Below are 25,835 nucleotides of genomic sequence, written 5' to 3'. Positions count from 1 at the left end.
CCACGTCTTGATTTTGCCGCCTGTTCGGCCATTTAATGGCAGAAACGTTTACACAGAGGAACCGCTATGAGCTATTTCCGTCCGGTGGCGTTAGAACATGCCAGCCGCCTGCTAAACCACGGTCCGACCATTCTGATTACCAGCCGCGATGAGCAGATCGACCGGCGCAATATCATGGCGGCGGCGTGGTCAATGCCGGTGGAATTTTCCCCGCCGCGAATTGCGATAGTGGTGGATAAAAGTGCCTGGTCACGCGAGTTGATTGAACACAGCGGCATGTTTGGCATTGTGGTGCCAGGCGTTGCGGCAACGAACTGGAGTTACGCGGTCGGCAGCGTCACCGGTCGCGATGAAGATAAGTTTAATTGCTATGGCATTCCCGCTTTTGCCGGGCCGGTGCTCGGCCTGCCGGTGATCGAAGAGAAATGCCTGGCGTGGATGGAGTGTCGTTTGCTCCCGCCGACCGCCGCGCAGGAAAAATATGACACGCTGTTTGGCGAAGTGGTTTCCGCCGCCGCCGATGAACGTGCGTTTATCAACGGGCGCTGGCATTTTGATGACGATAAGCTTAACACCATTCATCATCTTGGCGGCGGCACGTTCGTCACCAGCGGCAAGCGCATTACCGCTGGCGAATAACGAAGCATTTACTCAGGCAGCGCCTCGATCCAGTTCATCGCCAGTTCTGGCCAGACCGCTGCCGGCAGGTGTTTTACACCGCGTACGCCAAACCCATGCTGCCCCTTGCTGAACAGATGTAATTCAGTGAGCACATGATGCGCGTGCAGCGCGTTGAACATCACCAGCGAGTTGGCCACCGGCACCGAGGGATCGTCCACGGCATGCAGCAAAAAGGTTGGTGGTGTTTGTGCGGTGACATTCTGTTCCGGCGAGTAGTGTTTAATCTGCTCCGCCGTTGGCGTTTCACCAATCAGCGCTTTTCGCGAGCCGGGGTGGGCAATCGACTGATCCATTGAAATCACCGGGTAACCCAGCACTACAAAATCTGGCCGTGCGTGCTGGTTATCAATGTCGTCCACCGGTGTGTACACCTTCTCGTCATAGCGTGTTTCCAGACTTGCCGCCACGTGCCCACCTGCGGAGAAACCCATCACACCGATTTTTTTCGCATTGAGATGGCGAGATCCTGCCTGCGCGCGCAAGGTGCGCACAGCACGTTGTGCATCCGCCAGCGGTGCGTTTGAACCTTCGGCGTGACCATCTTCCGGCATCCGGTAGGTCATTACAAACAAGGTGTAACCGCGCGCATTGAATGGCGCGGCTAAATCACTGCCCTCTTTATCCAGCACCACGCGTTTATAGGAGCCACCCGGGATCACGAGGATGGCGATACCGTTGGGTTTTTGCGGTTTGTAAACGGTGATTTGCGGCGCTCGAATGCCGGTTACGGCGCGGTCGGGAAGCGCAGGATCTGTACTGCGCTCGGTTAATACAAAACTGACCGGGCTACTTTTGGCACCTGGCGCATCGCCTTGCGGCCAGACGGGAAAATGCTCTGGTGCGGCAACGGAAGGGTGCGAAAAAAGGAGCAGCGCGAATGTCAGTGAACTGAGTTTCCGGAACATAATCATCTCCATGTCAAAGATGCTTATGTAACATTAACCCGGTAAATGAAATTCGAGCCGCTCCACAGAACAATGTTTTACTAAAAATGAAAACCACTTCAGGGTAGCGCTAACAACAAACCACTAATAAATCGCCACAGGGTTGATGTTGACCTGTGTTGAACCGGTGTACAGCGGTTGGCCAAGGACGAACAAGAATTCCCAAACTTGCTTGCTGACCAGTGGACGTGTATCGATCAACTCCAGGTTGTAGATACCCCGCTTCGCTAACAGATAGTGATTGATCGCGAATTCCTCCTTAGTTGCCGGGTTTGGATACACTTCAGACGCCCAGGTATCACCGCCAAACGCGACGATCTGCTGGTCCGCCAGCCATTTTGCTGCTTCCATGCCAATGCCAGGCTCCTTTTCCAGAAACTGTTTATTGTCTTTACCAACAAGTTCCAGCCATCCGGTATTGAATAAAACGATATCGCCCTTCTTGAGGGTTAATCCCTGGTTTTTTAATACCGACTGAATATCCGCGACGCTAAACTCTGTACCGCCGGGAACAATCTTTTGTTGATAAAAAGCGGTCATATCTAATACCACACCTCGCGTTACCATCGGCGGGACTTTTTCAATACCTAATTTTTTAACCCCATCGATAGTGATAAAATCGGCCGCTTTATTACCGTTGTAATAGATATTATTAATGTCGATATGGCCAATATCATTTAACAGCATGCCCACGCCTGTCCGTGTATTAACCTGTTCGTTACGAAAGGTGGATGTATTCGGGCCATGTGTATTCCCATCCTGCTGGTCGGGTTGAATATTGTAGAGATGAAAACAACAGTGTTGAAACGCCGGGAAATTCTTATCAACCGCTACCGACAGCGGCACCACAACGCCCTGTTTTACAAGGCGAATAGCTTGTAAAACACCCTCAGGCGTGAGCAAGTTGGCGGCACCTGTTTCGTCATTTTCACCATAAACAGAGGGATACCAGTTTTGTGATTCCGCAGCGGGTTCTGTGGCCTGTAACGGCAGTGCTGCAAACAAGGGCAATAATAATATGAAAGAACGAGATGGCTTCATGAATGACGTTCCTTGTTTAGTGCGTTGCTGCCGCAATTAATCCAACCAGCGCTTTCCGTGAAAATTATATTGCTCTGTTCTTTAATCCGAGCCAGATAATAAAAACTCTAGAATTGTATTTAAGAACGCGCAAATATGAATTTTCTGAAAGCGAAAATAATGAAAAAAGTGATGTGCTTACATTCACAATCAGAATGCTGCGTATTATATATTCCGGGAGGTTGTTCAAAAAAATAGGATCTTTTTTTACTTATTGGTAAAAAAAAGCCCGCGCAACAGGCGCAGGCGACAGGAAATTTACAGTGAATAGCCAGGCTTCTTGATAAGCGTGTCGATATGCGGCGCAATGTCGGTGTCCCACACCTGCGCTTTCCAGTCGTCCGGCGTGACTTCGTTAAGGGCGACGCTGACAGCGCTATCTTTGCTGTTCAAATGGCGAATAATTACCTCAGCGATATCGCTCGCCAGTGCGGTTTTTTGCTCCTCAGTCAGATCGCGGGGAAAACATTTGATATCAACGTGCGGCATAGCAAACTCCTTGTTTTATAAAGAGAGTGACAGTAGCACAAGTTACTGCTCATTGCGCCGCATTCAGGTTATCAAAGTGTGACAATTCTGGCAGTTATCTTTGATCTTTTCAGCAACGCACAGAGGCCATATGCCAGGATAAAAGCCAGCAAGGAGTAAGCAATGATATAAAGATAACTCTTCGCCCCCGGGATGCTTCCTAACAGCTTTTCATGAATAAACACGCTATGTACTTCCACCACAAAAATGTTATGTACAAGGTAGATCCCTAACACACTGTCACTCACATTACTCACCCAGCGCGGCAAGGCGTTAATATTCAGGTTAACCACAAATAAAAACAAACCGACCGATGTGATAAGTAATAATAAGTTATAAAACTTGCCATAAAAAATGGCGATCCCCGCGCTGGACGAAATGAAGGCCAATATTAACAATGCGGCAATCGCCATTATTAACGTCATAATATGCGCCACGGAGAATGGCCTGAGCGCTGGTTTAACCAGTCCGAGATAGCCGCCAATTAAAAAACAGATCAGCCCTTCGGGTTGAAAGGGAATAAGCAAGTTAAATGCAAACAGCGAGAAATGGAAACTGGCTTCAGTCCATACATTGATTAATGTCAGATTGGCGACAATTACCATTAACACAACTATTTTCAGAATTTCACCCGCGCGCTCTTTCTTAAACGCATGGCGCATTAAAGGCGTGAAAATGTAAAGCGGAATAATGGCAAATATAAACCAGAGTGGCGTTGCTTCTGTAGTGGCTTTGCTGACATTCAGGTAATTAAGAAGATTTATTTCCGGCACGTCGGTAAATCGGCTTATCCACCAGGTGTCATAGGTGTAATAAAAGAGTAACCAGAAAATCAATACGCCAACGATGCTTTTAATCTTGGTAATAACATAGTTCGCTTGATTTTCGTGTTTGTTATTTAATAAAAAATAGCCGCTACAGATAAAAAAAAGGGCAACACCAGATAGCCCCGCCTGTCTGAAAAAGCACAACACGACATCGCTTTCGTCGCGATTCAGAAAAAACAACGTCACGTGCGCCAGGATGACAAGAAAGATCGCGAGTATCTTGAGAAGGTCGATGGTTGCAATTCTCATAGCCACCTCTCCTACAGCGATAAGATAAAGTGCGTAATCTTAGTCGCCAGCCTTTCCATGCCTAATTTTGAAGGGTGCAAACCATCGGGAATCACGCCAGCTGTATTACTGGTCATAATATCCATATTGAGTTCGTTGAAGCCGGAGTTCTTTTGCAGGTCGAGATAAGGTATGGAATATTCCTCACACTTTTCTCTGCTCACGTTGCAATAATCAGCCAGATAATATCCTTTGGCATTTTTTTGTCCATGACCACGCGCAATTGAAACAGGTGTCGTAACAACAAACCCTACTCTGGCCAACGGATATTTTTTTATGACGCCAGTAAGCAGTAGATCCATTGCGCCATAAAAAGTCAGTGACGTTTTATCGTGTTTATCGCCTATTTCAGTGCCGCCTTCCGAGCCGAAGTTAAAACCGAAATCGTTGCCACCGCCCCAGATAGTAATAAGATCAGGATTTTCCCCCATGGTTTTATAACGTAAACAGATGGCTGAATTATCTTGCTCATTTTTTTGTGCGATACAGGTTCCACCAATTCCGTAGTTTGTCCATTGCGCCAGCCCTAAATTCTCTGCGACGATAGGTTGATACCATCCCCGTTCTGTTATGCTGTCGCCAAGCGTAAACCATGAACCACCTTTCAAATACGAATGAATATACTCCATCATTTTCACCCTGTTAAATTACTATTCCGATTTTGCGATAAAAATGCAATATTGCGTCAACGACGAAAATTCGCCAAATGTTGTCTCATATAAACGGGGCGATTTCAAATTATTTTTTCCTCGCCCCACTTTTATATACCGCTTCAACTTATGCGAGATACTAAGAATATTAAAATAATCCGAAATAAGCGGTTAACGGATAATTTCATTATTTCGCAGCACAGTCTGTAATTGCGGTAACTGACATACCGCATCCGCGATGGCGGTAATATTTGGCGTGTGCCCGGCGAACCACGCATGACGCGGCCCCCATGTGCGTATGACGCAAAGATAAATATCCAGCAGCGTCAGTTGTTGGCCAAAAGCGTACGGTGCTGCCTGCAATTGCGTGTCGAGCCACAGATAGAGCGATTTACGGTACTTCTGGCAATTTTCTACTAATTGCTCCGGCGCATCCGCTGCCCAGCGTTCCGGGTAATCGGCGTAGGTAAAAGTGGGATAGACATTCGCAACGAGCCATACCAGCAGCCGCCAGAACTGCTGGCGTTGCGCGGTGCCTGCGGCGGGCGCGAAATCCGGGCGCTGGTCGAGGATCATCAGCGCCACGGCAGCGGATTCCGTCATCACGCTGCCATCATCCAGTTGCAACGTTGGCACCTGGCACAACGGGTTTAATTTGCGCAGGGTATCTTGCTGGGGGCCAGGTTTGTCGAAGCCATCAACATTGACGAAGCGATAAGGGATCTCGGCCAGCGTCAGCATCACTTCGCTGATGGCCGATCCCCAGCCGGGAACACCATAAACCGTAATCATAAGGTCTCCTTATGTTCAGGATGAGCCTTAAGCTTAGGTCAGACTGGCGAGAAATTCGTCAACTTGTTGCGGCGTGGTAAGGCGGACAAAGCGCAGATGCTGATAGCGCGGATCGGCCATATCCTGCGCATAACGTTCGCGGTTTTTGCGCCAGGTCTTTAACGACCAGAGGATGATCGACTCGCGGCTCAAAAAAACACGACGCAGGCTTTCGCGATTGCCGGTTCCCGGCCATAACTCCTGTTGGCTTCTGGCGCGCGCAATAGCGCGCAGCGTCACCTGGCGCAACGTGCGCCAGAATCCGTAATCGACCCATACCACCAGATCAACGTGCCGCCATTTAATATCGCGGCTGCGGTTATAGTTGCCATCAAGCACCCAGCCGGGTTGTTCGAGCAATTTTTCCAGGCGCGCATACAACTCTTCATCCGGCGTCCCCTGCCAGTTGGGGCGCCAGTAAAGCAGATCCATTTCGATATAAGGCACATTGAGCTGGCTGGCCAGACGTTTTGCCAGCGTCGATTTTCCGCTGCCACTGGTGCCAATAACGTTAATTCTCATGAGATCACGCTGATTCCCGTTCAATAAAGTGAAAACCGATATCCACGATCTCCTCCCCGGAACGTGTTCCTTCGATACGTTCCATCAGCAGGGTTGCCGCGCGCTGGCCAATGATTTTCCTGTCGACGCTCACCGTGGTGATGGCTGGGTTATTCCCGGCGGCGAAATCGAGATCGCCAAAACCAATGACCGCCAGATCCTGCGGTACGCGCATGCCACGCGCCTGCGCCTCGACAATAGCCCCCTGCGCCAGCGTGTCGGAGCTGCAAACAATGACATCGGACTCACCCAGCGCCAGCAACTGTGATAACCCTTCGCGCCCTGAGGTAAATCGTGCCGGCAGCGCCACATCCACACTGAGCGGATCGGTAATGCCATGACGCGCCAGCGCTTCACATAGCCCGGCTTTACGCTGCGAGGCGCGTTTATCCACCGTCCACAGCAACCCCGGACGGCGATACCCTTTGCGCAACAGATACTCTGCGGTAGCCTGCCCCACTTTTTCATGCGAAAAACCGACCAGCATATCGAGCGGTGTGGGCGTTAAATCCCAGATTTCCACTACCGGCACACTGGCGTTGAGGATCACCTTTTTCAAATCGGTTGAGTGGTGAATACCGGTCAGCACAATGCCATCCGGGCGGCGCGACAACAGCGCAGCGACCAGATCCGCTTCGGTTTGCTGGGTATAACCGGCGACACACAGCAGCATATGGTAGCCGCGCATCGCCAGTTCATCGCTGATGGCCTGAATCGTATCGACAAACATATTGTTGTTGATCTGCGGGACAACCACAGCAATCAATTTACTGCGCCGCGATGCCAGGCCACCGGCCAGCGCGTTCGGGATATAACCCGTTGCTTTAACGGCGGCGAGCACTTTTTCCACCGTTTTCGGGCGTACCAGTTGCGGCGTGTTAAGCGCCCGACTTACTGTCATTGAGGAAAGCCCCGCAGCACGGGCAACATCTTCCAGCGTGGGCGCGCGCGGTAATACAGGACGGGCGGTTTTCGACATGTTCACTCACAGAGAACCAGACGGTTATTGGCGATGATTAGTTTCAGTGTTTGTATTATACCCCTTTCTTCTTTCATTGCCTGTCTGCCCTCATAAATCAGCGAGTTAACTCGCATATCACCCTGTCAATGTTATCGCTATCATTTTATTGCGTAAGGCGATCTCACCAACGGGGAAATGTGATTAAGGTAGCAATAACATCCCTTTTTAGCGCCGGGTTTGTGATCGGTTGTACAAAATCCCCTCCTTTTTCTGGTGAATATTTTCCCGTCGATCTACAAATGTTAGCGCAAACATTATTGTTGTTCACAGGAGCAAAACCATGACCGTAAGTGCTAATTCCGATGCCGTAACCTACGCCCGCGCGTCCGGTATCAAAACCGCTGCTGAAACCGGCGATCGCATCGAGTGGGTAAAACTCTCCCTCGCCTTTTTACCGCTGGCGACACCGGTCAGTGATGCGAAAGTGCTGACCGGGCGGCAAAAACCGCTGACCGAAGTGGCGATTATTATTGCCGAAATCCGCAGCCGCGACGGTTTCGAAGGCGTCGGTTTTAGTTACTCCAAACGCGCCGGCGGCCAGGGGATTTACGCCCATGCCAAAGAGATTGCCGATAACCTGCTCGGTGAAGATCCGAACGATATCGACAAGATTTACACCAGGCTGCTGTGGGCGGGTGCCTCCGTGGGGCGCAGCGGGATGGCGGTGCAGGCCATCTCCCCTATCGATATTGCGCTGTGGGATATGAAAGCCAAACGCGCCGGTTTACCGCTGGCGAAGCTGCTCGGCGCGCACCGCGACTCGGTGCAGTGCTACAACACCTCGGGCGGTTTTCTGCATACCCCGCTGGAGCAGGTGCTGAAAAACGTCATTATTTCGCGTGAAAATGGCATCGGCGGTATCAAAATTAAAGTCGGCCAGCCGGACACCAAAGAGGACATTCGTCGTCTCACCGCCGTGCGCGAAGCGCTGGGCGATGACTTCCCGCTGATGGTGGATGCCAACCAGCAATGGGATCGCGAAACGGCGATTCGTATGGGACGCCAGATGGAAAAATTTAACCTTATCTGGATTGAAGAGCCGCTCGATGCCTACGACGTTGAAGGCCACGCCCAGCTTGCGGCCGCGCTGGATACGCCGATCGCCACCGGCGAGATGCTCACCAGTTTCCGTGAACATGAACAACTGATCCTCGGCAACGCCAGCGATTTTGTGCAGCCGGACGCACCGCGCGTTGGCGGGATCTCGCCGTTCCTGAAAATCATGGATCTGGCAGCCAGACACAACCGCAAGCTGGCACCGCATTTTGCCATGGAAGTGCATTTGCACCTGTCTGCCGCCTACCCGCTGGAGCCGTGGCTGGAGCACTTCGAATGGCTCAATCCGCTGTTTAACGAACAGCTTGAACTGCGCGATGGCCGGATGTATGTCTCCGACCGCCACGGTCTGGGCTTCACGCTGAGCGAACAGGCACGCGCCTGGACTCAGCAAAGCTGCGAATTCGGCAAACGCCCATAATCATCGATTCCGGACGGGAGGCCCCTTCCGTCTTTTTTGTACCCTACACCCGACATTCAACCCTGTTAAAGGAGTTGTGATGAATACAATAATTAAACGCACCAATGTGCGTTACGGCATTCTGTTATTTTTATTTCTTGCTACGGTATTTAATTATGCCGACCGCGCGACGCTTTCGGTTGTCGCGCCAATAATGAGTAAAGAGTTAGGTTTTGATCCCGAAGCGTTAGGTCTCGCATTTTCCGTATTTGGTATCTCCTATGTGGTAATGCAAATTCCCGGCGGCTGGCTGCTGGACAAATATGGTTCACGGTTAGTTTATGGGGCGGCGTTGATTGGCTGGTCAATCGTCACGATGTTTCAGGGTACGATTTATCTCTATGCCAGCCCGCTTATTGTGCTGGTTGTGCTGCGCCTGATGATGGGGGCCATTGAAGCGCCCGCCTTCCCGGCCAACAGCCGTCTTAGCGTGCAGTGGTTTCCTGATAAAGAGCGTGGTTTCGTCACGGCGGTTTACCAGGCTGCGCAATATATTTCGTTAGGTATTATCACTCCGCTGATGACGATTATTTTGCACACCCTGAGTTGGCATTATGTTTTCTATTATATTGGCGCGACTGGCGTAGTGCTGGGGATATTCTGGTTAATTAAAGTGCGTGACCCGTTATACCATAAAGAGATTAACCAGCAGGAGATTGATTATATTCGTGATGGCGGCGGCGAGCCGGAATTAGGCAGTAAAAAAGGACCGGCGAAAATCAGTTTCGCGCAACTAAAAAGTGTCTGCGTGAATCGCATGATGATCGGCGTTTATATTGGTCAGTTCTGCGTGACGTCAATTACCTGGTTTTTTCTCACCTGGTTTCCCACCTACCTTTATCAGGCCAAAGGGATGTCGATTTTAAAAGTGGGCTTTGTCGCCAGCATTCCGGCTATTGCCGGGTTTATCGGTGGCCTGCTGGGCGGCGTGGTATCCGACTGGCTGCTGACGCGCGGTTACAGCCTGACTACCGCGCGTAAATTCCCGGTTATCTGTGGCATGCTGCTCTCCTGCGTGATTGTGCTCGCCAATTACACCGATTCAGAAGTGGTGGTGATTGCCGCCATGAGCGTTGCATTCTTCGCCAAAGGGTTTGGCAACCTTGGCTGGTGCGTGCTCAGCGATACGTCGCCAAAAGAGGTGCTGGGAATAGCCGGTGGCGTATTCAATATGTGCGGCAATCTGGCGAGCATTGTTACACCGCTGGTGATTGGCGTGATCCTCACCAATACCCATTCCTTTGATTACGCGATCCTCTATGTCGGCTCAATGGGGCTGATTGGTCTCTTCTCGTACCTGTTTATTGTTGGTTCGCTGGCGCGAATTACGCTTACGCCGACCACAGCCTGAAACTGGCGAGCCGATGCGCCACGCTGTTCCGCAAGTTGTACTCCCGGCGGAACAGCGTTTTTTGTTTAATCGTAGGTGATCCCCGGCGGGTTGACCTGCGAATGTTCAACCGCTTCCCCCTGCTCTCCCCAGCGCGCCAGCACCTGTTGATATTCACCGCGCGCGATTGCGCCATCCAGCGCCGCCTGCAAGGCATACACCAGGCCGTTCCCTTTTTTCGTGGTGGTCGCCACCCAGGCTTTTTTCGGCCCCAGGCCGACGACTTTTGTGTTGCCGTTAAGTGCCGCTTTGTAGGCTGCGACGGACTGCGGGCCAAACACCACATCCGCGCGACCGGACTGAATATACAAATTCCCCGAGGCGTCATCAGTCAGATAAATCGGCTGCGCTAACGGGCGACCGGCGGCCTGGTTCTCTTCATTCCAGCGCAGCAAAATACGCTCCTGATTGGTGCCGGAACCAACAATCACTTTACGCCCGGCGAGATCGCCTGCGGAGCGGATGGCCTGAATTGCGCTGGAGGATTTCACCGAAAACGCCAGTGAATCCGCGCGGTAGGTGGCGAAGTCAAACTTCTGTTTGCGCGCTTCGGTAACCGCGATATTCACCAGCGCGACATCATAACGCCCGGAAGTAATGCCCAGCGGCCAGTCTTCCCATGCGGTTGGCACCAGCCTGAGCTTTAAACCGAGGCTTTGCGCCAGTAAACGGGCGATATCCGGATCGCTGCCGATGCGTGTGCGATTATCGCTGGCGACCAGCGCCAGTGGCGGTGAGTTAAGCGCCGAGATCGCCACGGTTAACGTTCCCGGTTCGACAAAGCGATAATTCGCCGGGATTTTCGCAATCGCCGCGGCGTTGCGCTGCACGGTAACCGGCTGTTCATTAGCCTTTAAATCCAGTTGTCCGGCGGCGAAACTGCCCGTGCTGACCAGCAGCAGCGCCAGTAATCGTTTCATGGTGGCTCCTTATAAGACCTTCGATAAAAACTGGCGTGTACGCGGATGCTGCGGGTGATTCAGCACCTCGTCGCTGCTTCCCTGTTCAACAATTTTGCCCTCGACCATAAACACCACCTGATCGGCGACTTCGCGGGCAAAGCCGATTTCATGCGTCACCACCACCAGCGTGGAACCGGCGCGCGCCAGCTTTTTGATCACATCCAGCACCTCACCCACCAGTTCCGGATCCAGCGCCGATGTCGGCTCATCGAACAACATCACCCGCGGGCGCAGCGAAAGCGCGCGGGCAATGGCGATGCGCTGCTGCTGTCCGCCGGAAAGATGGCGTGACCAGGCATCGGCTTTATTACGCAATCCCACCACATCCAGCAGATCGTATGCCTGTTCGATGGCCTCTTTGCGGCTCAGCTTTTTGTGGGCAATCGGCGCTTCAATCAGGTTTTCCAGCACCGTCAGGTGCGGGAATAAATTGAAATTCTGAAACACATACCCGACGTTAACGCGCTGGCGCAAAATCTCCTTCTCTTTCAGCTCATACAGCTTGTCGCCGTGCAGGCGATAACCGATGTATTCGCCATCAATGCGTATAAACCCTTCATCCACGCGCTCAAGGTGATTAATGGTGCGCAGCAGCGTCGATTTCCCGGAGCCGGATGGCCCCAGGATCACCGTGACCGAACCGGGCGGGATCTCCAGCGACACCTCATCCAGTGCTTTATGGCGACCAAAATATTTGCTGACGCCGGTAATCGAAATATGACCATTAAGAGAGGTTGGCATGAACAGCCTCCTGCGGTTGCGCCACGCGGGCAGTGGAATATGAACGAATCCGCGAGGGTGAAATCGCTGAACGCCGTTCGCTGCGCGCCAGCCAGCGTTCAACCAGATACTGAATGGCCGACAGCACGCTGGTGATCACCAGATACCACACTGCGCCAACCATCAGCAGCGGGATAACCTCCTGCGTGCGGTTGTAAATCATCTGAATGGTGTAAAACAGCTCCGGCATCGCCAGCACATAAACCATCGCAGTGCCTTTGGCGAGGCTGATTATCTCGTTAAAACCGGAGGGTAAAATCGTGCGCAGCGCCTGCGGCAGAATAATGCGCAGCGTGCGCCGCCAGGCGGGTAACCCCAGCGCGGCCGCCGCTTCGTACTGCCCGTGATCGACCCCAAGAAAGCCGCCGCGAATAATCTCGGCGGTATAGGCACTTTGCACCAGCGTCAACCCGACAACCGCCGTGGAAAACTGCCCCAGTACATTGATGGTTTGATAGCTCGCCCACTCAATGCCGGTAAACGGAATGCCGAGCGATAGGGTGTCGTACAGATAGGAGAAGTTATAAAGAATGATCAGCACCACAATCAGCGGCAGCGAGCGAAACAGCCAGATATAACTCCACGCAAGGCTACTTAGCAGCCACGACGACGAAAGCCTGGCTAGCGCCAGTAAACCGCCGAAAATCACGCTCAGCGCCGTGCCGAGCAAGGTCAGCAACAGCGTCTGCCCTAACCCTTCGAGGATCACCGGGTCGAAAAACCAACGGGCAAACACTTTCCATTCCCAGCGTGGGTTAAAAGCCACGGACTGAACAATCGCCGCCAGCACAAACAGGGCGACAAGTGCGCCGACCGTACGCAGTGGGTAGCGCGCGGGCACCACCTTGATGGTTTCTGTATTCTTCATGGTCGCTCCTCAGGCGGTTTTGCTTAAACGCTCAACCGACAACGCTTTGCTAAAGCGCAGCCGACCGTCGAACGGCGGCTGGCTGTACTCTTCCGGATCGCGATGGATATCAAACTGCGGCTGATAGCCCTGGCTCAGATACAGCCGCACCGCTTCCGGCTGGCGAAAACCGGTGGTCAGGTAGATGTGGCTGTAACCGGCCAGTACCGCGCGCCGTTCCAGCTCCTGCACGATTCTGGCCGCCAGCCCTTGCTTACGCAGTGCATGCTTCGTCCAGATGCGTTTGATCTCCGCCGTATGGGCATCAAACGGTTTGTAGGCACCGGTCGCGATAATTTCTCCCTCACGCTCCAGCACAATAAACAGCCCCTGCGGCGCCAAATACCACTCGGTGAGTTCCACTTCGGCGCTGCGGGAAAAATAGTCGCCATAGCGTGCAGCGTATTCGCCAAACAGCCCGTCTAAAATCGGCTGCAATTCCGGTGCGTCTGGCGAGACATCGCGGAAACGTTCACTCATGACTGCCTCCTTAATCGCCAAGCCCCGCCGGATTCACCTCCGACGCCGGAATACGCTCGACGCCCTCGCCCCAGCGATTGAGCACCTTGTCGTAGTCGCCGGTTTTGATCGCGCCATTGAGCGCCGTTTGCACCGGTTCAACCAGCCCGCTGCCTTTACGCAGGGTCACCGCGATATGCGCCGCTTTCGGCCAGCCGCCGTCCACGCTGCCAACCAGTTTGGTTTTGCCGGTCAGCGCCGCTTTCCATGCGCCGATGACGTTCGGGCCAAAATAAGCGTCGGCGCGACCAGATTGCAGCGCCAGCGTCTGGGCGGCGTCATCTTTGGTGTAGACCGGCGTAAAGGGTTTCAGCCCCTTTTTCACGTTTTCTGCGTTCCACGCCAGCAGGATCGCCTCCTGGTTCGTGCCGGAGCCGACAATAATGCGCAGCCCGGCAATGTCTTCCGCTTTCTCAATCGATGTCAGCGGACTGGTGGATTTGACGTAAAAACCGAGGGAATCCTTGCGGTAAGTGGCGAAGTCGAACTTCGCTTTGCGCTCCTTGGTGACGGTAATATTGCTGATCGCTGCATCATATTTGCCGGAGGTGACGCCGAGCGGCCAGTCCTCCCACGATGTCGGCACCACGTTCAGCTCCAGACCTAAGCTGCTGGCCACCAGGCGAGCGATGTCCACTTCGCTGCCGAGCAGAGTTTTATTGTCATCTGCAAAGACCGTCAGCGGCGGCGAGTTGAGCGCTGCCACGGCGACGGTCAGTTTTCCCGGCACGACAAAGTGGTAATCCTTCGGCAACTGCGCAATGGCTTGCGCGTTTTTCGCGGTGGTGATCGGCGTTTTGTTGGCTTCCAGGCTTACGCCCGTCCCGTTGATATTGACATCTTCGGCCCAGGCCAGTGGTGTCAGGGCCAGCGTTGCCGCCAGCAATAGCGATGTTTTCTGCATAGCGTTTTCTTCTTTTATTGTTGTGAGGACGGATGAACAGGCAGCGGTAAACCTAAACTCTCGCGCAGCGTCGTGCCGGGGTATTCCGTGCGGAACAGGCCGCGAGCCTGCAGCAGCGGCACCACTTTTTCGACAAAGCGCGGGAACGTATCCGGCGTACCGCCCTGGATAATAAAGCCGTCGGCGGCGTAACTTTCGAACCACTGTTGCAGGCCATCGGCCACTTGCTGCGCCGTGCCGGAAAAGCGTGGGCGCGGCGAGGCGCTCTCCAGCGCCACCTGGCGCAGCGTTAACTGACGCTCGCGCGCATTACGCTTGATCTCATCGGTGGTGCTGCGAAAACTGTTTTGCCCCAAATCGCCGATATCCGGGAACGGCTCGTCGAGCGGGTACTGGCTGAAGTCATGGTGTTCGAAATAGCGCCCGAGGTAGTTCAGCGCATCCGTAATGGAGACCAGCGCGGCGGTGGTCTGGTACTGCTGTTCAGCATCTTCTTCGCTGTCGCCGACAATCACGCTGACGCCCTGGAAAATATGCAGGTCATCATGGCGGCGGCCATATTTTTCCAGCTGAGTTTTCACATCGCGATAAAACGCTTTAGCTTCATCAAGCGTCTCCTGATGCGTAAAAATGGCGTCGGCGTGACGGGCGGCCAGTTGTTTTCCATCGTCTGAAGCACCGGCCTGGAAAATAATCGGTCGCCCCTGCGGTGTGCGGCCAATATTAAGCGGCCCGGCAACCTGGAAAAAATCACCGTGGTGATTCAGCGGGTGTAATTTAGTGGCGTCAAAGAATTGTCCGGTGGCTTTATTGCGCACAAACGCGTCCTCTTCCCAGGAGTTCCATAACCCTTTCACCACATCGAGATATTCATCGGCAATGCGGTAACGTAAGGCGTGATCCGGGTGCTGCGCGCGGGAGAAGTTTTTCGCCGAGCCTTCCAGCGGCGAAGTCACCACGTTCCAGCCCGCGCGCCCGTTGCTCAGATGATCAAGGCTTGCGAACTGGCGCGCGACGGTAAATGGCTCGCTGTAGGAGGTGGAAAGTGTGCCCACCAGACCGAGGTGCGAGGTCACGCTGGCGAGCGCGGATAAAACTGTAATGGGTTCAAAACGGTTTAAAAAATGCGGGATCGATTTTTCGTTGATATATAAGCCGTCGGCGACAAAGAGAAAGTCCAGTTTCCCCTGTTCGGCAATACGCGCGGTTTCCTGCACGAAGCCAAAATTAATGCTGGCATCGGCGAGCGCCGCCGGATGTCGCCACGCGGACATATTTCCCGACGCGCCATGTAATATGGTGCCAAGCCGCAGTTGTCGTGCTGTAGACATAAACGATCCTCATATTCAGGCAACAGGTGGCCCGGAGCGTGCGCCCCAGGCAGACAAATTTCACATCAGGATTGCAGCAGTGCTTTTTCTGCCAGCAGCGCGAAATAACGCGCCGCCTCTTCGATTAATGCTTCATCGGGGTTAAACGCCGGGTGGTGCAGGCCGTAATCGCTGTCGCTACCGATGCTGACAAACGCGCCGGGAATATGCTGCAAATAGACGGCGAAATCCTCGCCCCCCATGTGCAGATCCGCCTCCTGTGTCTGGTAACCGTGCCAGTCGGCGACATCGCGGGCGAACGTGGCCCAGCGATCGTGATTGACCAGCGCGGCAGGTCCTGCAAACCAGCGCACCGTGATATTGGCGTCAAACGCCTGCGCCAGACCGGCGGCAATATCGTCGACGCGGCGTTTCACCGTGTCGCGCACCGCCGCCTGGTGAGTGCGCAACGTGCCTTCCAGCTCGACATGTTCCGGCAGCACATTCCACGTATTGCCCCCCTGAATGCGGGTGACGCTCAGCACCACCGACTCCAGCGTATTGACGTTACGGCTGGCAATGCTTTGCAGCGCGACCACCAGCTGGCTGGCGAGCAAAATGGCGTCGTTACCTTCGTGCGGGCGTGCGGCGTGCGCGCCTTTGCCGGTGACGGTCAGCGAAAAGCGATCCACATTGGCGTAAAACGCGCCGCCGCGCGTGGCAAACGATCCGACCGGTAAGCCAGGTTCGTTATGCATGCCAAAGATGGCGCTAACGTTGTCCAGTGCGCCGGCGTCGATCAGCCGTTTCGCGCCGCCAAAATTTTCTTCCGCGGGCTGGAACAGAATGCGTACTCTGCCCGGCAGTTGCGGCTCTTTCTGTTTCAGCAGCAGCGCCGCGCCGAGCATGACGCTGGAGTGAATATCATGCCCGCAGGCGTGCATCACGCCAGGGTTGCGCGAGGCAAACGGCACGTCGACCGCTTCTTCTATCGGTAAGGCATCGATATCGGCACGCAGGGCGATCACTTTTTCACCGCTGCCTACTTCCGCAACCACGCCTGTCGGCAGGCTTAACGGCAGCAATCTCAGCCCGGCGCTCTCCAGCCAGTGGCGAATGCGCCGGGTGGTTTCAAACTCCTGCAACGACAACTCCGGGTGCTGGTGTAACTCGCGTCGCCAGTCGATCAGTTGTTCCGCAAAGCTCATCCCGCCACCTCCTGCGTTGCTTTGGTGTTGGCGTGGGCCTGCGCCAGCCGCAATATGGAGGTCAGCCGCGCGCTGCCTTCGCTGATCGGCGTATCGATAATAAATTCATCAATGGCGAACTGCTGGTGCAGATGATCCAGCCCCGCCAGAACCTGCTGTGGCGTGCCGGCGATCAGTGACGGTTCGCGTTTTGCGATGCGCACTGCCGGGCTGCCTGCCTGGCGGGCAAACGCCTGACCTTGCGCCTCGCTGGCGACGCTCACCCGCTGGCCGTTTGCCAGCTCAACGCCCCAGACTTCAACCTGTTGCGCCAGCACATTCGCCTGGGCTTCGGTTTCCGCGACGATCACCTGCACGGCAACCAGCGTGTCGCGCTGGCTCTGCTGCTGCCACTGCGTGACAACGTCACGCAAAAGGGCTTTGTCCCCGTTGAGATGGGCGGCAAAAACGAAATTCCAGTCCAGCTTTGCCGCAAGCGCCGCGCTTTCGAGGCTTGCGCCGAGCAGAAAACTGTCTGCACGCTGCGGGGGTAACGGCGTTGCCAGCACGGTTTCTTCCGCGTGGTCGTCTTTTGCCAGGGATAACCAGTTATCCAGCTGCGCGAGTTGATCGGCAAAACTGCCCTTTTCGGCGCTGTTTATTCCTTGCTGCAGTGCGCGGGTGGAGAGCGGCAAGCCTCCGGGGGCTTTGCCAACGCCAAGATCAACGCGGCCCGGCGCAAGCGTGGCCAGCAGGTTGAAGTTTTCTGCGACTTTGAACGGGCTGTAATGTTGCAGCATCACCCCGCCGGAACCGACGCGAATTCGCCGCGTTTGACCCAGTATCCAGGCGATAACCAGCTCCGGCGACGGGCTGGCCAGCTGGGTGGTGTTGTGATGTTCGGCAATCCAGAAGCGGTGATAGCCCCAGTTTTCCGCCTGCTGCGCCAGTTGCAGCGTGCGGGCCAGGGCGTCCTGTGCGGTTTCGTGCTCCGCGATGGGGCTTTTATCCAGCAAACTCAGGCGATAAGACATGCAATAGACTCGCGTTAGAGAAGATAACCCCATTAATAGGGCGACGCGCGCATGCTGTGAAACAATTAATTTACATTAAATAAGCAAAAAATTTGCAAAGACGTTGTTCCCCGGCGCTGCACTTACTTTCTGTGCGAAAGACAATTCGGCAATTTGTTTGCAAATTTGTTACATATTCGTATTGCTGATGGTGGTTTTTTCTGTTGCATTTTTCAGCAAGTTGAATCATTTGCACTGCTTGTCCCTGCCAACCTCACAATTTCCGCTAATAGTCGGCTGCGATGGCACTGGTATGTTTTGCGTCGTATATCGATTGCGGTTACGATGCTGCGCCATGTTTGGTCTTATCCATACGAAGAAACACTGGAAAGACAGAACATTTTCCCGCGTCAGGCAATCGATTGGTTTTCTGCCTGCCGGGTTGAGGAATTCCGCAAGGTTCAGACAGGTAAACAGGTAACGCAATGAAAACAGACAACAACGTCACGGATCATCACGCCGCGAAACGACGCTGGCTCAATTCTCACGAAGAGGGCTACAACCGCGCGATGGGTAACCGCCAGGTGCAAATGATTGCTATCGGCGGCGCAATCGGTACGGGTTTATTTCTGGGCGCAGGTGCCCGACTGCAGATGGCGGGGCCGTCGCTGGCTATCGTTTATCTGGTATGTGGTATTTTCTCCTTCTTCATTCTGCGCGCGCTGGGCGAACTGGTATTACACCGCCCTTCCAGCGGCAGCTTCGTCTCTTATGCGCGTGAGTTCCTTGGCGAAAAAGCCGCGTATGTCGCCGGCTGGATGTATTTCATCAACTGGGCGATGACCGGTATCGTGGATATCACCGCCGTTGCGCTTTATATGCATTACTGGGGCGCGTTTGGCGATGTGCCGCAATGGGTGTTCGCTCTTGGCGCGCTGGCGATTGTCGGCACCATGAACATGATCGGCGTGAAGTGGTTCGCAGAGATGGAGTTCTGGTTTGCGCTGGTCAAAGTGCTGGCGATTGTGGTGTTCCTGGTCGTCGGGACGATTTTCCTCGGCAGTGGTAAACCGCTCGATGGCGGCGCGACTGGCTTCCATTTGATCACCGATAACGGCGGTTTCTTCCCGCACGGCCTGTTACCGGCACTGGTGCTGGTGCAAGGCGTGGTGTTCGCATTCGCCTCTATTGAACTGGTTGGTACGGCGGCGGGCGAATGTAAAGATCCGCAGACCATGGTACCGAAAGCCATTAACAGCGTTATCTGGCGTATCGGTCTGTTCTATGTCGGCTCCGTGGTGCTGCTGGTTCTGTTGCTGCCGTGGAATGCTTATCAGGCGGGGCAAAGCCCGTTTGTCACCTTCTTCTCCAAACTGGGCGTGCCGTATATCGGCGACATTATGAATATGGTGGTGCTGACTGCCGCGCTCTCCAGCCTCAACTCCGGGCTTTACAGCACGGGGCGTATTCTGCGCTCGATGTCGATGGGCGGTTCCGCACCGAAATTTATGTCGAAAATGAGCCGCCACCACGTACCTTACGCGGGCATTCTGGCGACCATTTGCGTCTATATCGTTGGCGTTTTCCTGAACTACCTGGTGCCATCGCAGGTGTTTGAAATCGTGCTTAACGTTGCCTCGCTGGGGATTATTGCTTCCTGGGGCTTTATCGTGGTGTGCCAGATGCGTCTGCGCAAAGCTATCCACGAAGGCAAAGCGGCGGATGTCAGCTTTAAAATGCCTGGGGCACCGGTGACCTCATGGCTGACGCTGCTGTTCCTGCTTAGCGTGCTGGTGCTGATGGCGTTCGATTATCCGAACGGCACGTACACCATCGGTTCTATTCCGCTGATCGCGGTGTTGTTGGTTGCGGGCTGGTTTGGCGTGCGTAAGCGCGTTAATGAGATCCATAGCACCGCGCCGGTTCACCCGGATTCTGCACAGAAGACACGTTCGTAACACGTCATAAAAGCAAAAAGCCGCAGCGGAAACGTTGCGGCTTTTTTGTTGGCGCGAAAGTTACGCCTGCGCGTGTTTAAAACGTTGCCAGGCGGCAGTAATCTGCGGTGCAATCAACGCATAGTTTTCCTGGGTATTAGCCACGTGGTAGATCGTTGGCAGCCCTGTCGCCAGCACGCGCTCGTAATCGTCAAAATACCCTGCCGTCTCAGTGGTGTAGTAATAATCAGTGAAAGCCTGACCCTCTGCGTTTAAATCCTCTTTCCAGAATTTTTCATCACACATATTGATGAGAAAATCGCGACCCGTGATCGCGCGGTTGCGCACCGCGGCCAGCTCATCAGCAGACTCTTCCCGGTGAAACTCCCCTTCGAGCTGGTTGTCGATAATCCACGTCAGGTAAAAGCCGATATGGGTACCGGCGTTCTCCATCGGCAGCTCGTCCGGATATTGCCCGCCGTAGTGCCAGTCCATTCTATCGATAGCCATCTTATCCCCTTGGGAATGTTGTTAATCGGGACACGCGCCATTGCGTATCCAGCCTGAAATCATGTCCAGCGCGCCGGCTGCATACGCCTTGCGCCCTGATAACAGAAATACCCCTTGTTTCCACGCTGGCCACTGGGACGCTAATTGATAATCGTACCAGCGGCTGTTGAGCAGCCCGTGCGTGGCCGCCGGGATCAGCCGAAGGCATTGTGGCGTTTTCAGCGGTAACCGCGCCCGCCAGACAGCCAGCGTTTCCTTTGAATCAACATTGCGATCGTCTTGCCCCATCAACACCATGACCGGCGTTTGCATGCTGCCAATGGCAACACGCGCATCGGCAAGCGCGTTACGGCGTTCAAAGTCGTCGCGCGTACAGGCTGCGGCACACGGGCGGGACGTGATTTCTTGCGTATAGTGCGCATCAAACGCGGCGGTATCGTTCGCCACCGCCCGGGTAATTTCATTCGCAGGTTGACCGGCAAGCTGCAAACGCTGGCGCAAATAATATGCCCCCTGGTTACGCCAGTTTATTGCCGGACCCACCAGAACGGCAAAATCGGCCTGCGCCAACTGGCTGGCCTGCGGAACCACCCAGCCCGCCTGAGAAAAGCCAACAAAACCTAACCGGCTGTGCGCCAGCGCCGGTTGCTGTCGCAATTGTTGCAGTATTAAAGCGGCTTCCAGCGCGCGATCGTCCATGGTTTGCGCCAGCCAGTTTCCTGTGCTCTCACCAACACCGGGTTTATCCCACGAAAAGACCGCAATTCCCTGCGAGACAAGATGGTTAACCAGCGGCAGATAGCCACCATCCGACCAGCGATCCTGCGCGCCATCGCCATGAACCAGCAGCGCCACCGGCGGCGACGAGACACCTGCGGGCAGGATCAATGTTCCAGCCAGTGAATCGCTACCGTGGGTGATGCGCAGGGTTTGTTGCCCGCCCGCATCGGGAACGTCAAATTCGCTCAGGCGGAAAAAGAGAAAAAGCGCCAGCAAAAGAGCGGTCACGACCGTGGCAAGCAATGTACTGCGCATGGTATTTCCTTGCTGTAAAAGAAAAAGCTCCCCGCAGAGAGCTTAAGATACCAAACGATTACAGCGCAATACGAATCACATCATCTGGCTGCGTGGCCTCTTTTTCGCGCGTTGAAGCCTGTTTCACGCTGACGTACAGCGTGTTGCCATCCGCTGAAAGCGCCAGACTGTTCGGATGGGTTGGCGTGGCGAAGGTTTTCACTACGCTATAGGTTTTGGCGTCGATAACGCTCACTTTCCCCGCCTCGCGGTGCGTCACGTAGACTTCATTGCGCGCCGGATTAAACAGCACCGCCAGTGATTCTGGTACCGCGATTTTCTCCACTACCTTGCCGTTACGGGTATCAACAACCAGCACTTCCGGCGCTTTTGAGTCGGTGATAAACGCGCGATGACCGGCGGTATCGAGGCTCAGGTTGAGATAGAAGTGCTCTTTGCCGTCATCCTGCAATTTTTTGCGTTCAAGGATGCGATTGTTGCGGGTATCAATAGTAATTAGCTCACCGTCGGCATTGGTGGTGTAGAGACGTTTTGCCGCAGTATCGATGGCAAGGCCGGTGCTGTATGTTCCCGTACTGGTAATGGTCGTTTTCAGCTTCAGCGCAGCACCATCCACCACCCATATCGCACTCTCTTTCCCGACGCCGGTGATGTAAACGGTATTGGTCTCTTCATCCACCGCCAGCTCGCGCGGGCTGAGCGGGCGCACCGTTTCCGAACGTTTACGCGCCTCCAGCACCACGCGGCCTTTAATGACGCCGGTTTTAGCGTCTACCGCCGTTACGCAACCGTCTGTGGTGTTGCCGAACCACAGCGTCTGCGTGCGGTGATTAAGCGTTGCGCCGAAGGGTTTTACGTCGCTGTGAATAGCTTGCGTAATGGCAAGTGAGGCCGGATCAAGACGGTAAATCACCCCGCCTTTATCCGTTTTGCGGCTTTGCGCAGTGGCCAGCCACAGCGCGTTTTCCTGCTGGCTGATGGCCATTTCATAGGCACCTTTGCCGACGGCTTTGCGCAGCATCTCCTCTGCGGCGTGGGTGTTAAATGAACCCGCCAGCAGTAACGATCCCAGAACCAACGTACGGCGCAAGCGCGGTGAGCATAATTGGCGTAAAGACATGACGACTCCCTTTATTCAACTTAATGGTTACGTTTTCACATGCGTCCAGTGCACGAAACGGCAGTTTCGCTTATTGTTGTAGTTGAGAATAGTAATCATTAATGACAGGAAAGTGGAGTGTTAATCGTCGCGACGCAGGATCCCGTTTCCTCCGTTACACTCATCGTTAACGTAATGTGCGTTTAAAGTTTTCAAATAATTTACATACGCTTTAACATATTGGCGTATTTCCTTTTTTTGGTTCGTCTTTTAACTTGGTTCCGTCATGAATATCATTTCCGCCACAAAGGCCACCCTGCCGGTGTTATTGCTACCGGCTGCGCTCTCCACGTCCGCTTATGCGGCCGACAACGAACAAACGATGATTGTCAGCGCCACACCGCAGACCGTTTCCGAACTGGACAGCCCCGCCGCCGTGAGCGTCGTGCAAGGCGACGACATCCGCCAGGCTGCGCCGCGCGTCAATCTCTCGGAATCGCTGAACAGCGTTCCCGGTTTACAAGTGCAAAACCGGCAAAATTACGCGCAGGATCTGCAACTGTCGATTCGCGGCTTTGGTTCGCGTTCTACCTACGGCGTGCGCGGCATTCGCCTGTATGTGGATGGCATTCCCGCGACCATGCCGGATGGCCAGGGGCAAACTTCGAATATCGATTTAAACAGTGTGGAGAGCATTGATGTGCTGCGCGGCCCGTTCTCGGCGCTGTATGGCAACGCATCTGGCGGGGTAATGAATGTCACCACGCAGACCGGGCGTGAACCGGCAACCATTGAAGCCAGCAGCTATTACGGCAGCTTTGGTAGCTGGCGCTACGGGCTGAAAGCCACCGGCGCAATGGGTGACGGGACGCACGCGGGCGATGTCGATTACACCGTGTCCAGCACCCGTTTTGTCACCCAGGGTTATCGCGATCGCAGCGGCGCGCGGAAAAATCTCGCCAACGCGAAACTGGGTGTGCGCATTGATGACGTCAGCAAACTGAGCCTGATTTTTAACAGCGTTGACATTAAAGCCAACGATGCAGGCGGGTTAACCGAGTCCGAGTGGAAAGATAACCCGCGCCAGTCACCGCGGGCGCAGCAATACGATACGCGCAAAACCATTAAGCAAACCCAGGCGGGTCTGCGCTATGAGCGCCAGATGAGCAGCCAGGATGATTTAAGCGTGATGATGTACGCCGGTGAGCGTGAAACCACGCAATATCAATCGATTCCGCTCGGCCCTCAGCTCAACGCCACCCACGCGGGCGGCGTGATTGATTTAACGCGCCATTATCAGGGTATTGATACCCGCTGGACGCACCGTGGTGAGCTGGGTGTACCGGTGACCTTTACCGGTGGTCTGAACTACGAAAACATGAGCGAGGAGCGCAAAGGTTACGAAAACTTTGTGATGGATGGCACCACGCCGGTGTATGGCGAAAAAGGCAGTCTGCGCCGTAACGAACGCAATCTGATGTGGAACGTCGATCCGTATCTGCAAACCGCCTGGCAACTCACCGATAAGCTGTCGCTGGATGCGGGCGTGCGCTACAGCTCCGTCTGGTTTGATTCCAACGATCATTACATTACGGCGGGAAATGGTGATGACAGCGGCGAAGCCAGTTATCACAAATGGCTGCCTGCCGCGTCGCTGAAATATGCCATGACCGAGGGCTGGAATGTGTATGCCGCCGCCGGTCGCGGTTTTGAAACGCCCACGATTAATGAACTCTCCTACCGCGCGGATGGCAAAACTGGTCTCAACTTCGCGCTGAAACCGTCAACTAACGACACCGTGGAGATCGGCAGCAAAACGCGTATCGGCAATGGCCTGCTGACCGCCGCGCTGTTCCGTACGGATACGGATAATGAGATCGTGACCGATACCAGCACTGGCGGGCGCACCACCTATAAAAACGCCGGGAAAACCCGTCGTCAGGGCGCGGAATTATCCCTCGATCAGCAATTCGCCGGGAACTGGCGGGCAAAACTGGCGTGGACCTATCTTGATGCAACGTATCGCAGTGACGTATGCGATGGTGCATGTAATGGCAACCGTATTCCGGGTATCGCGCGCAATATGGGCTTTGCCTCGCTGGGCTGGATCCCGGATCAGGGCTGGTACGCGGGCGCAGATGTGCGCTATATGAGCGATCTGATGGCCAATGACGAAAACAGCGCCAAAGCGCCTTCTTATACCGTCACCGGGCTGAATACCGGCTATAAATTCAGCTATGGCAACTGGATGATGGACGTGTTTGGCCGGGTCGATAACCTGTTTGATCGCAAATACGTCGGTTCCGTTATCGTTAACGAAGGCAATGACCGTTATTACGAACCGGCCCCGGGGCGTAATTACGGCGTCGGCTTATCGGTCGCGTATCAGTTTGAATAATAAAAAAGCCCCTGTTAGCAGGGGCTTTTTTTTATAGCGATAACGCTCAGGCGTGTGACAACTAGGCGTGTGACAACTAGGCGTGGGATAACAACGGGAACATCACCTGATGGTCGCGAAACACATTCTCTTTGCCGCTGAACAGAAACAGCGTGTCCTCATCGTCGATTAACGTGCATTCGCATTCGCGGGATTCGTTGGGCGTAAAACCTAACACCACACGCTGGGTTTGTTGATTGGCTAATGCATTAACGATTTGCGTTAATGTCGTGCCCGGTTCGGCAAAAATATCGAAGCACAGCAGCGTGCCTCTGTTTTGCGTGGCAATGGCGATAGCCTGATGTTGTTCTGAAAAGTAGACGCACGCTTTTAAATACGACGCACAGTAAAACATCAACAACCCTACGTTGTTATTCATCGGCAGCGCCGAAAAGGGGTTGGATTTCGCGTAATAGCGCAGCAACTGCTGCCTGTCGGCGTCGTCGTCCATATCCAGCCGGCGAAAGTCACTCGCCACCGGCGTGGCGCGCAGAGTGTATTGATATTCCCGCGCTTTCTCAAAGCCAAACTTCGGATAAAAATCCCGCACGGTGGCGTTTGCGTACAAATAGATTGCATCGGCCCGGTGTTGCCAGTCCCGGATGATTTCCGTCAGCAGGTAACGGGCGAGTCCGTTATTGCGATAGCGCTTATCGGTCATTACCGTGCCTATCTGGATATAGCGTTTTTCGGCGCCCATCCAGCGTGTATCGATAACGTTAACCGAGGCATTGGCGATAACCTGGTTGTCATCAACCAGCGCGTAGGGAATGTAGTTTTCCGTCCAGAATCCCGCCTGATACCATGCCTCGAAGGATAAATCGAATGTATCTACGGCTAAATCAATAAAGCTTTGGCGCAACGTATCGTGCTGTTTTAGTTGTTTTACCAGAGGGTATTTCATACCGCCGTTTCCCA

25 protein-coding genes are annotated in these 25,835 nt (G+C 54.2%); 5 read left to right on the top strand and 20 right to left on the bottom strand.

Going from position 1 to position 25,835, the window contains the following annotated elements; translation table 11 throughout:
- Positions 1-66 precede the first annotated feature (66 nt).
- Positions 67-639: a flavin reductase family protein gene (locus H650_RS02020; protein ID WP_016496033.1), complete on the top strand. Its 573-nt coding sequence runs from the start codon at positions 67-69 to the stop codon at positions 637-639.
- An 8-nt stretch (positions 640-647) separates the two neighbouring features.
- Here H650_RS02020 and H650_RS02015 read toward each other — a convergent pair whose 3' ends face one another.
- The 8 genes from H650_RS02015 to H650_RS01980 all read right to left on the bottom strand — a co-directional run bounded on the left by H650_RS02015 (position 648) and on the right by H650_RS01980 (position 7,369).
- Positions 648-1,586 (bottom strand): alpha/beta hydrolase, encoded by a 939-nt coding sequence (locus H650_RS02015; protein WP_016496032.1) that lies wholly within the window; start codon positions 1,584-1,586, stop codon positions 648-650.
- Between the two features lie 123 nt (positions 1,587-1,709).
- Positions 1,710-2,666 carry a cyclase family protein gene (locus tag H650_RS02010; protein WP_016496031.1) on the bottom strand — a complete coding sequence of 319 codons (957 nt, stop codon included), beginning with the start codon at positions 2,664-2,666 and terminating at the stop codon, positions 1,710-1,712.
- 297 nt (positions 2,667-2,963) lie between these two features.
- Positions 2,964-3,194, bottom strand: coding sequence for a tautomerase PptA (gene pptA / locus H650_RS02005; RefSeq protein ID WP_016496030.1), 231 nt, complete (start codon positions 3,192-3,194; stop codon positions 2,964-2,966).
- 71 nt (positions 3,195-3,265) lie between these two features.
- Positions 3,266-4,309, bottom strand: coding sequence for an acyltransferase (locus tag H650_RS02000; RefSeq protein WP_016496029.1), 1,044 nt, complete (start codon positions 4,307-4,309; stop codon positions 3,266-3,268).
- A gap of 11 nt (positions 4,310-4,320) precedes the next feature.
- Positions 4,321-4,980 carry an SGNH/GDSL hydrolase family protein gene (locus H650_RS01995; RefSeq protein WP_233500374.1) on the bottom strand — a complete coding sequence of 220 codons (660 nt, stop codon included), beginning with the start codon at positions 4,978-4,980 and terminating at the stop codon, positions 4,321-4,323.
- 189 nt (positions 4,981-5,169) lie between these two features.
- A complete protein-coding gene (locus tag H650_RS01990; protein WP_016496027.1) occupies positions 5,170-5,790 on the bottom strand; it encodes a glutathione S-transferase family protein in 621 nt (206 codons plus the stop codon).
- Positions 5,791-5,823: 33 nt separating this feature from the next.
- Positions 5,824-6,351 carry an AAA family ATPase gene (locus H650_RS01985; RefSeq protein WP_016496026.1) on the bottom strand — a complete coding sequence of 176 codons (528 nt, stop codon included), beginning with the start codon at positions 6,349-6,351 and terminating at the stop codon, positions 5,824-5,826.
- A 4-nt stretch (positions 6,352-6,355) separates the two neighbouring features.
- Positions 6,356-7,369, bottom strand: a complete 1,014-nt coding sequence (locus H650_RS01980) for a LacI family DNA-binding transcriptional regulator (RefSeq protein WP_016496025.1) — start codon at positions 7,367-7,369, stop codon at positions 6,356-6,358.
- A 322-nt stretch (positions 7,370-7,691) separates the two neighbouring features.
- Between H650_RS01980 and H650_RS01975 the strand changes: the two genes are divergently transcribed.
- Both H650_RS01975 and H650_RS01970 read left to right on the top strand, forming a co-directional pair.
- On the top strand, positions 7,692-8,888 hold the full coding sequence (locus H650_RS01975; protein WP_016496024.1) for an L-talarate/galactarate dehydratase: 1,197 nt from the start codon (positions 7,692-7,694) through the stop codon (positions 8,886-8,888).
- 79 nt (positions 8,889-8,967) lie between these two features.
- Positions 8,968-10,278 carry an MFS transporter gene (locus H650_RS01970; protein WP_016496023.1) on the top strand — a complete coding sequence of 437 codons (1,311 nt, stop codon included), beginning with the start codon at positions 8,968-8,970 and terminating at the stop codon, positions 10,276-10,278.
- Positions 10,279-10,343: 65 nt separating this feature from the next.
- Here the strand turns inward: H650_RS01970 and H650_RS01965 are convergent, their stop codons facing one another.
- The 8 genes from H650_RS01965 to H650_RS01930 all read right to left on the bottom strand — a co-directional run bounded on the left by H650_RS01965 (position 10,344) and on the right by H650_RS01930 (position 17,920).
- On the bottom strand, positions 10,344-11,237 hold the full coding sequence (locus H650_RS01965) for a transporter substrate-binding domain-containing protein (RefSeq protein WP_016496022.1): 894 nt from the start codon (positions 11,235-11,237) through the stop codon (positions 10,344-10,346).
- Positions 11,238-11,246: 9 nt separating this feature from the next.
- On the bottom strand, positions 11,247-12,020 hold the full coding sequence (locus H650_RS01960; protein WP_016496021.1) for an amino acid ABC transporter ATP-binding protein: 774 nt from the start codon (positions 12,018-12,020) through the stop codon (positions 11,247-11,249).
- Complete coding sequence (locus tag H650_RS01955; RefSeq protein WP_016496020.1) at positions 12,004-12,927, bottom strand: amino acid ABC transporter permease; 924 nt, start codon at positions 12,925-12,927, stop codon at positions 12,004-12,006. Before H650_RS01955 ends, H650_RS01960 begins: the two co-directional genes overlap by 17 nt.
- 9 nt (positions 12,928-12,936) lie before the next feature.
- Positions 12,937-13,446: a GNAT family N-acetyltransferase gene (locus tag H650_RS01950; protein WP_016496019.1), complete on the bottom strand. Its 510-nt coding sequence runs from the start codon at positions 13,444-13,446 to the stop codon at positions 12,937-12,939.
- Between the two features lie 10 nt (positions 13,447-13,456).
- The gene (locus H650_RS26185; protein ID WP_016496018.1) at positions 13,457-14,389 is read right to left on the bottom strand and encodes an ABC transporter substrate-binding protein; all 933 of its coding nucleotides are present in this window, start codon (positions 14,387-14,389) and stop codon (positions 13,457-13,459) included.
- Between the two features lie 14 nt (positions 14,390-14,403).
- The gene (locus tag H650_RS26180) at positions 14,404-15,720 is read right to left on the bottom strand and encodes an LLM class flavin-dependent oxidoreductase (protein WP_044489351.1); all 1,317 of its coding nucleotides are present in this window, start codon (positions 15,718-15,720) and stop codon (positions 14,404-14,406) included.
- Positions 15,721-15,785: 65 nt separating this feature from the next.
- The gene (locus H650_RS01935) at positions 15,786-16,907 is read right to left on the bottom strand and encodes an amidohydrolase (protein WP_016496016.1); all 1,122 of its coding nucleotides are present in this window, start codon (positions 16,905-16,907) and stop codon (positions 15,786-15,788) included.
- The gene (locus H650_RS01930) at positions 16,904-17,920 is read right to left on the bottom strand and encodes an MsnO8 family LLM class oxidoreductase (RefSeq protein ID WP_016496015.1); all 1,017 of its coding nucleotides are present in this window, start codon (positions 17,918-17,920) and stop codon (positions 16,904-16,906) included. Before H650_RS01930 ends, H650_RS01935 begins: the two co-directional genes overlap by 4 nt.
- Positions 17,921-18,384: 464 nt before the next feature.
- Here H650_RS01930 and ansP point away from each other — a divergent pair, with 464 nt between their 5' ends.
- Positions 18,385-19,857, top strand: coding sequence for an L-asparagine permease (gene ansP / locus H650_RS01925; RefSeq protein ID WP_016496014.1), 1,473 nt, complete (start codon positions 18,385-18,387; stop codon positions 19,855-19,857).
- 60 nt (positions 19,858-19,917) lie between these two features.
- Here ansP and H650_RS01920 read toward each other — a convergent pair whose 3' ends face one another.
- Genes H650_RS01920 through yncE form a run of 3 tightly spaced genes read right to left on the bottom strand, consistent with a single transcriptional unit; the run spans position 19,918 to position 22,501 of the window.
- On the bottom strand, positions 19,918-20,346 hold the full coding sequence (locus H650_RS01920) for a DUF7832 domain-containing protein (RefSeq protein WP_016496013.1): 429 nt from the start codon (positions 20,344-20,346) through the stop codon (positions 19,918-19,920).
- 21 nt (positions 20,347-20,367) lie between these two features.
- The gene (locus H650_RS01915) at positions 20,368-21,381 is read right to left on the bottom strand and encodes an alpha/beta hydrolase family protein (RefSeq protein ID WP_016496012.1); all 1,014 of its coding nucleotides are present in this window, start codon (positions 21,379-21,381) and stop codon (positions 20,368-20,370) included.
- A 58-nt stretch (positions 21,382-21,439) separates the two neighbouring features.
- A complete protein-coding gene (gene yncE, locus H650_RS01910; RefSeq protein ID WP_016496011.1) occupies positions 21,440-22,501 on the bottom strand; it encodes a 7-bladed beta-propeller protein YncE in 1,062 nt (353 codons plus the stop codon).
- Between the two features lie 265 nt (positions 22,502-22,766).
- Between yncE and pqqU the strand changes: the two genes are divergently transcribed.
- Positions 22,767-24,878, top strand: a complete 2,112-nt coding sequence (gene pqqU / locus H650_RS01905) for a TonB-dependent receptor PqqU (protein WP_016496010.1) — start codon at positions 22,767-22,769, stop codon at positions 24,876-24,878.
- A gap of 76 nt (positions 24,879-24,954) precedes the next feature.
- Here pqqU and H650_RS01900 read toward each other — a convergent pair whose 3' ends face one another.
- Positions 24,955-25,821, bottom strand: coding sequence for a GNAT family N-acetyltransferase (locus H650_RS01900; RefSeq protein WP_044489648.1), 867 nt, complete (start codon positions 25,819-25,821; stop codon positions 24,955-24,957).
- Positions 25,822-25,835: the final 14 nt, after the last annotated feature.

It is taken from the genome of Enterobacter sp. R4-368 (assembly GCF_000410515.1).
Lineage (GTDB): Bacteria > Pseudomonadota > Gammaproteobacteria > Enterobacterales > Enterobacteriaceae > Kosakonia.
The sequence above is the reverse complement of the archived record's forward strand: the minus strand, read 5'-3'. Positions and strand labels throughout refer to the sequence as shown.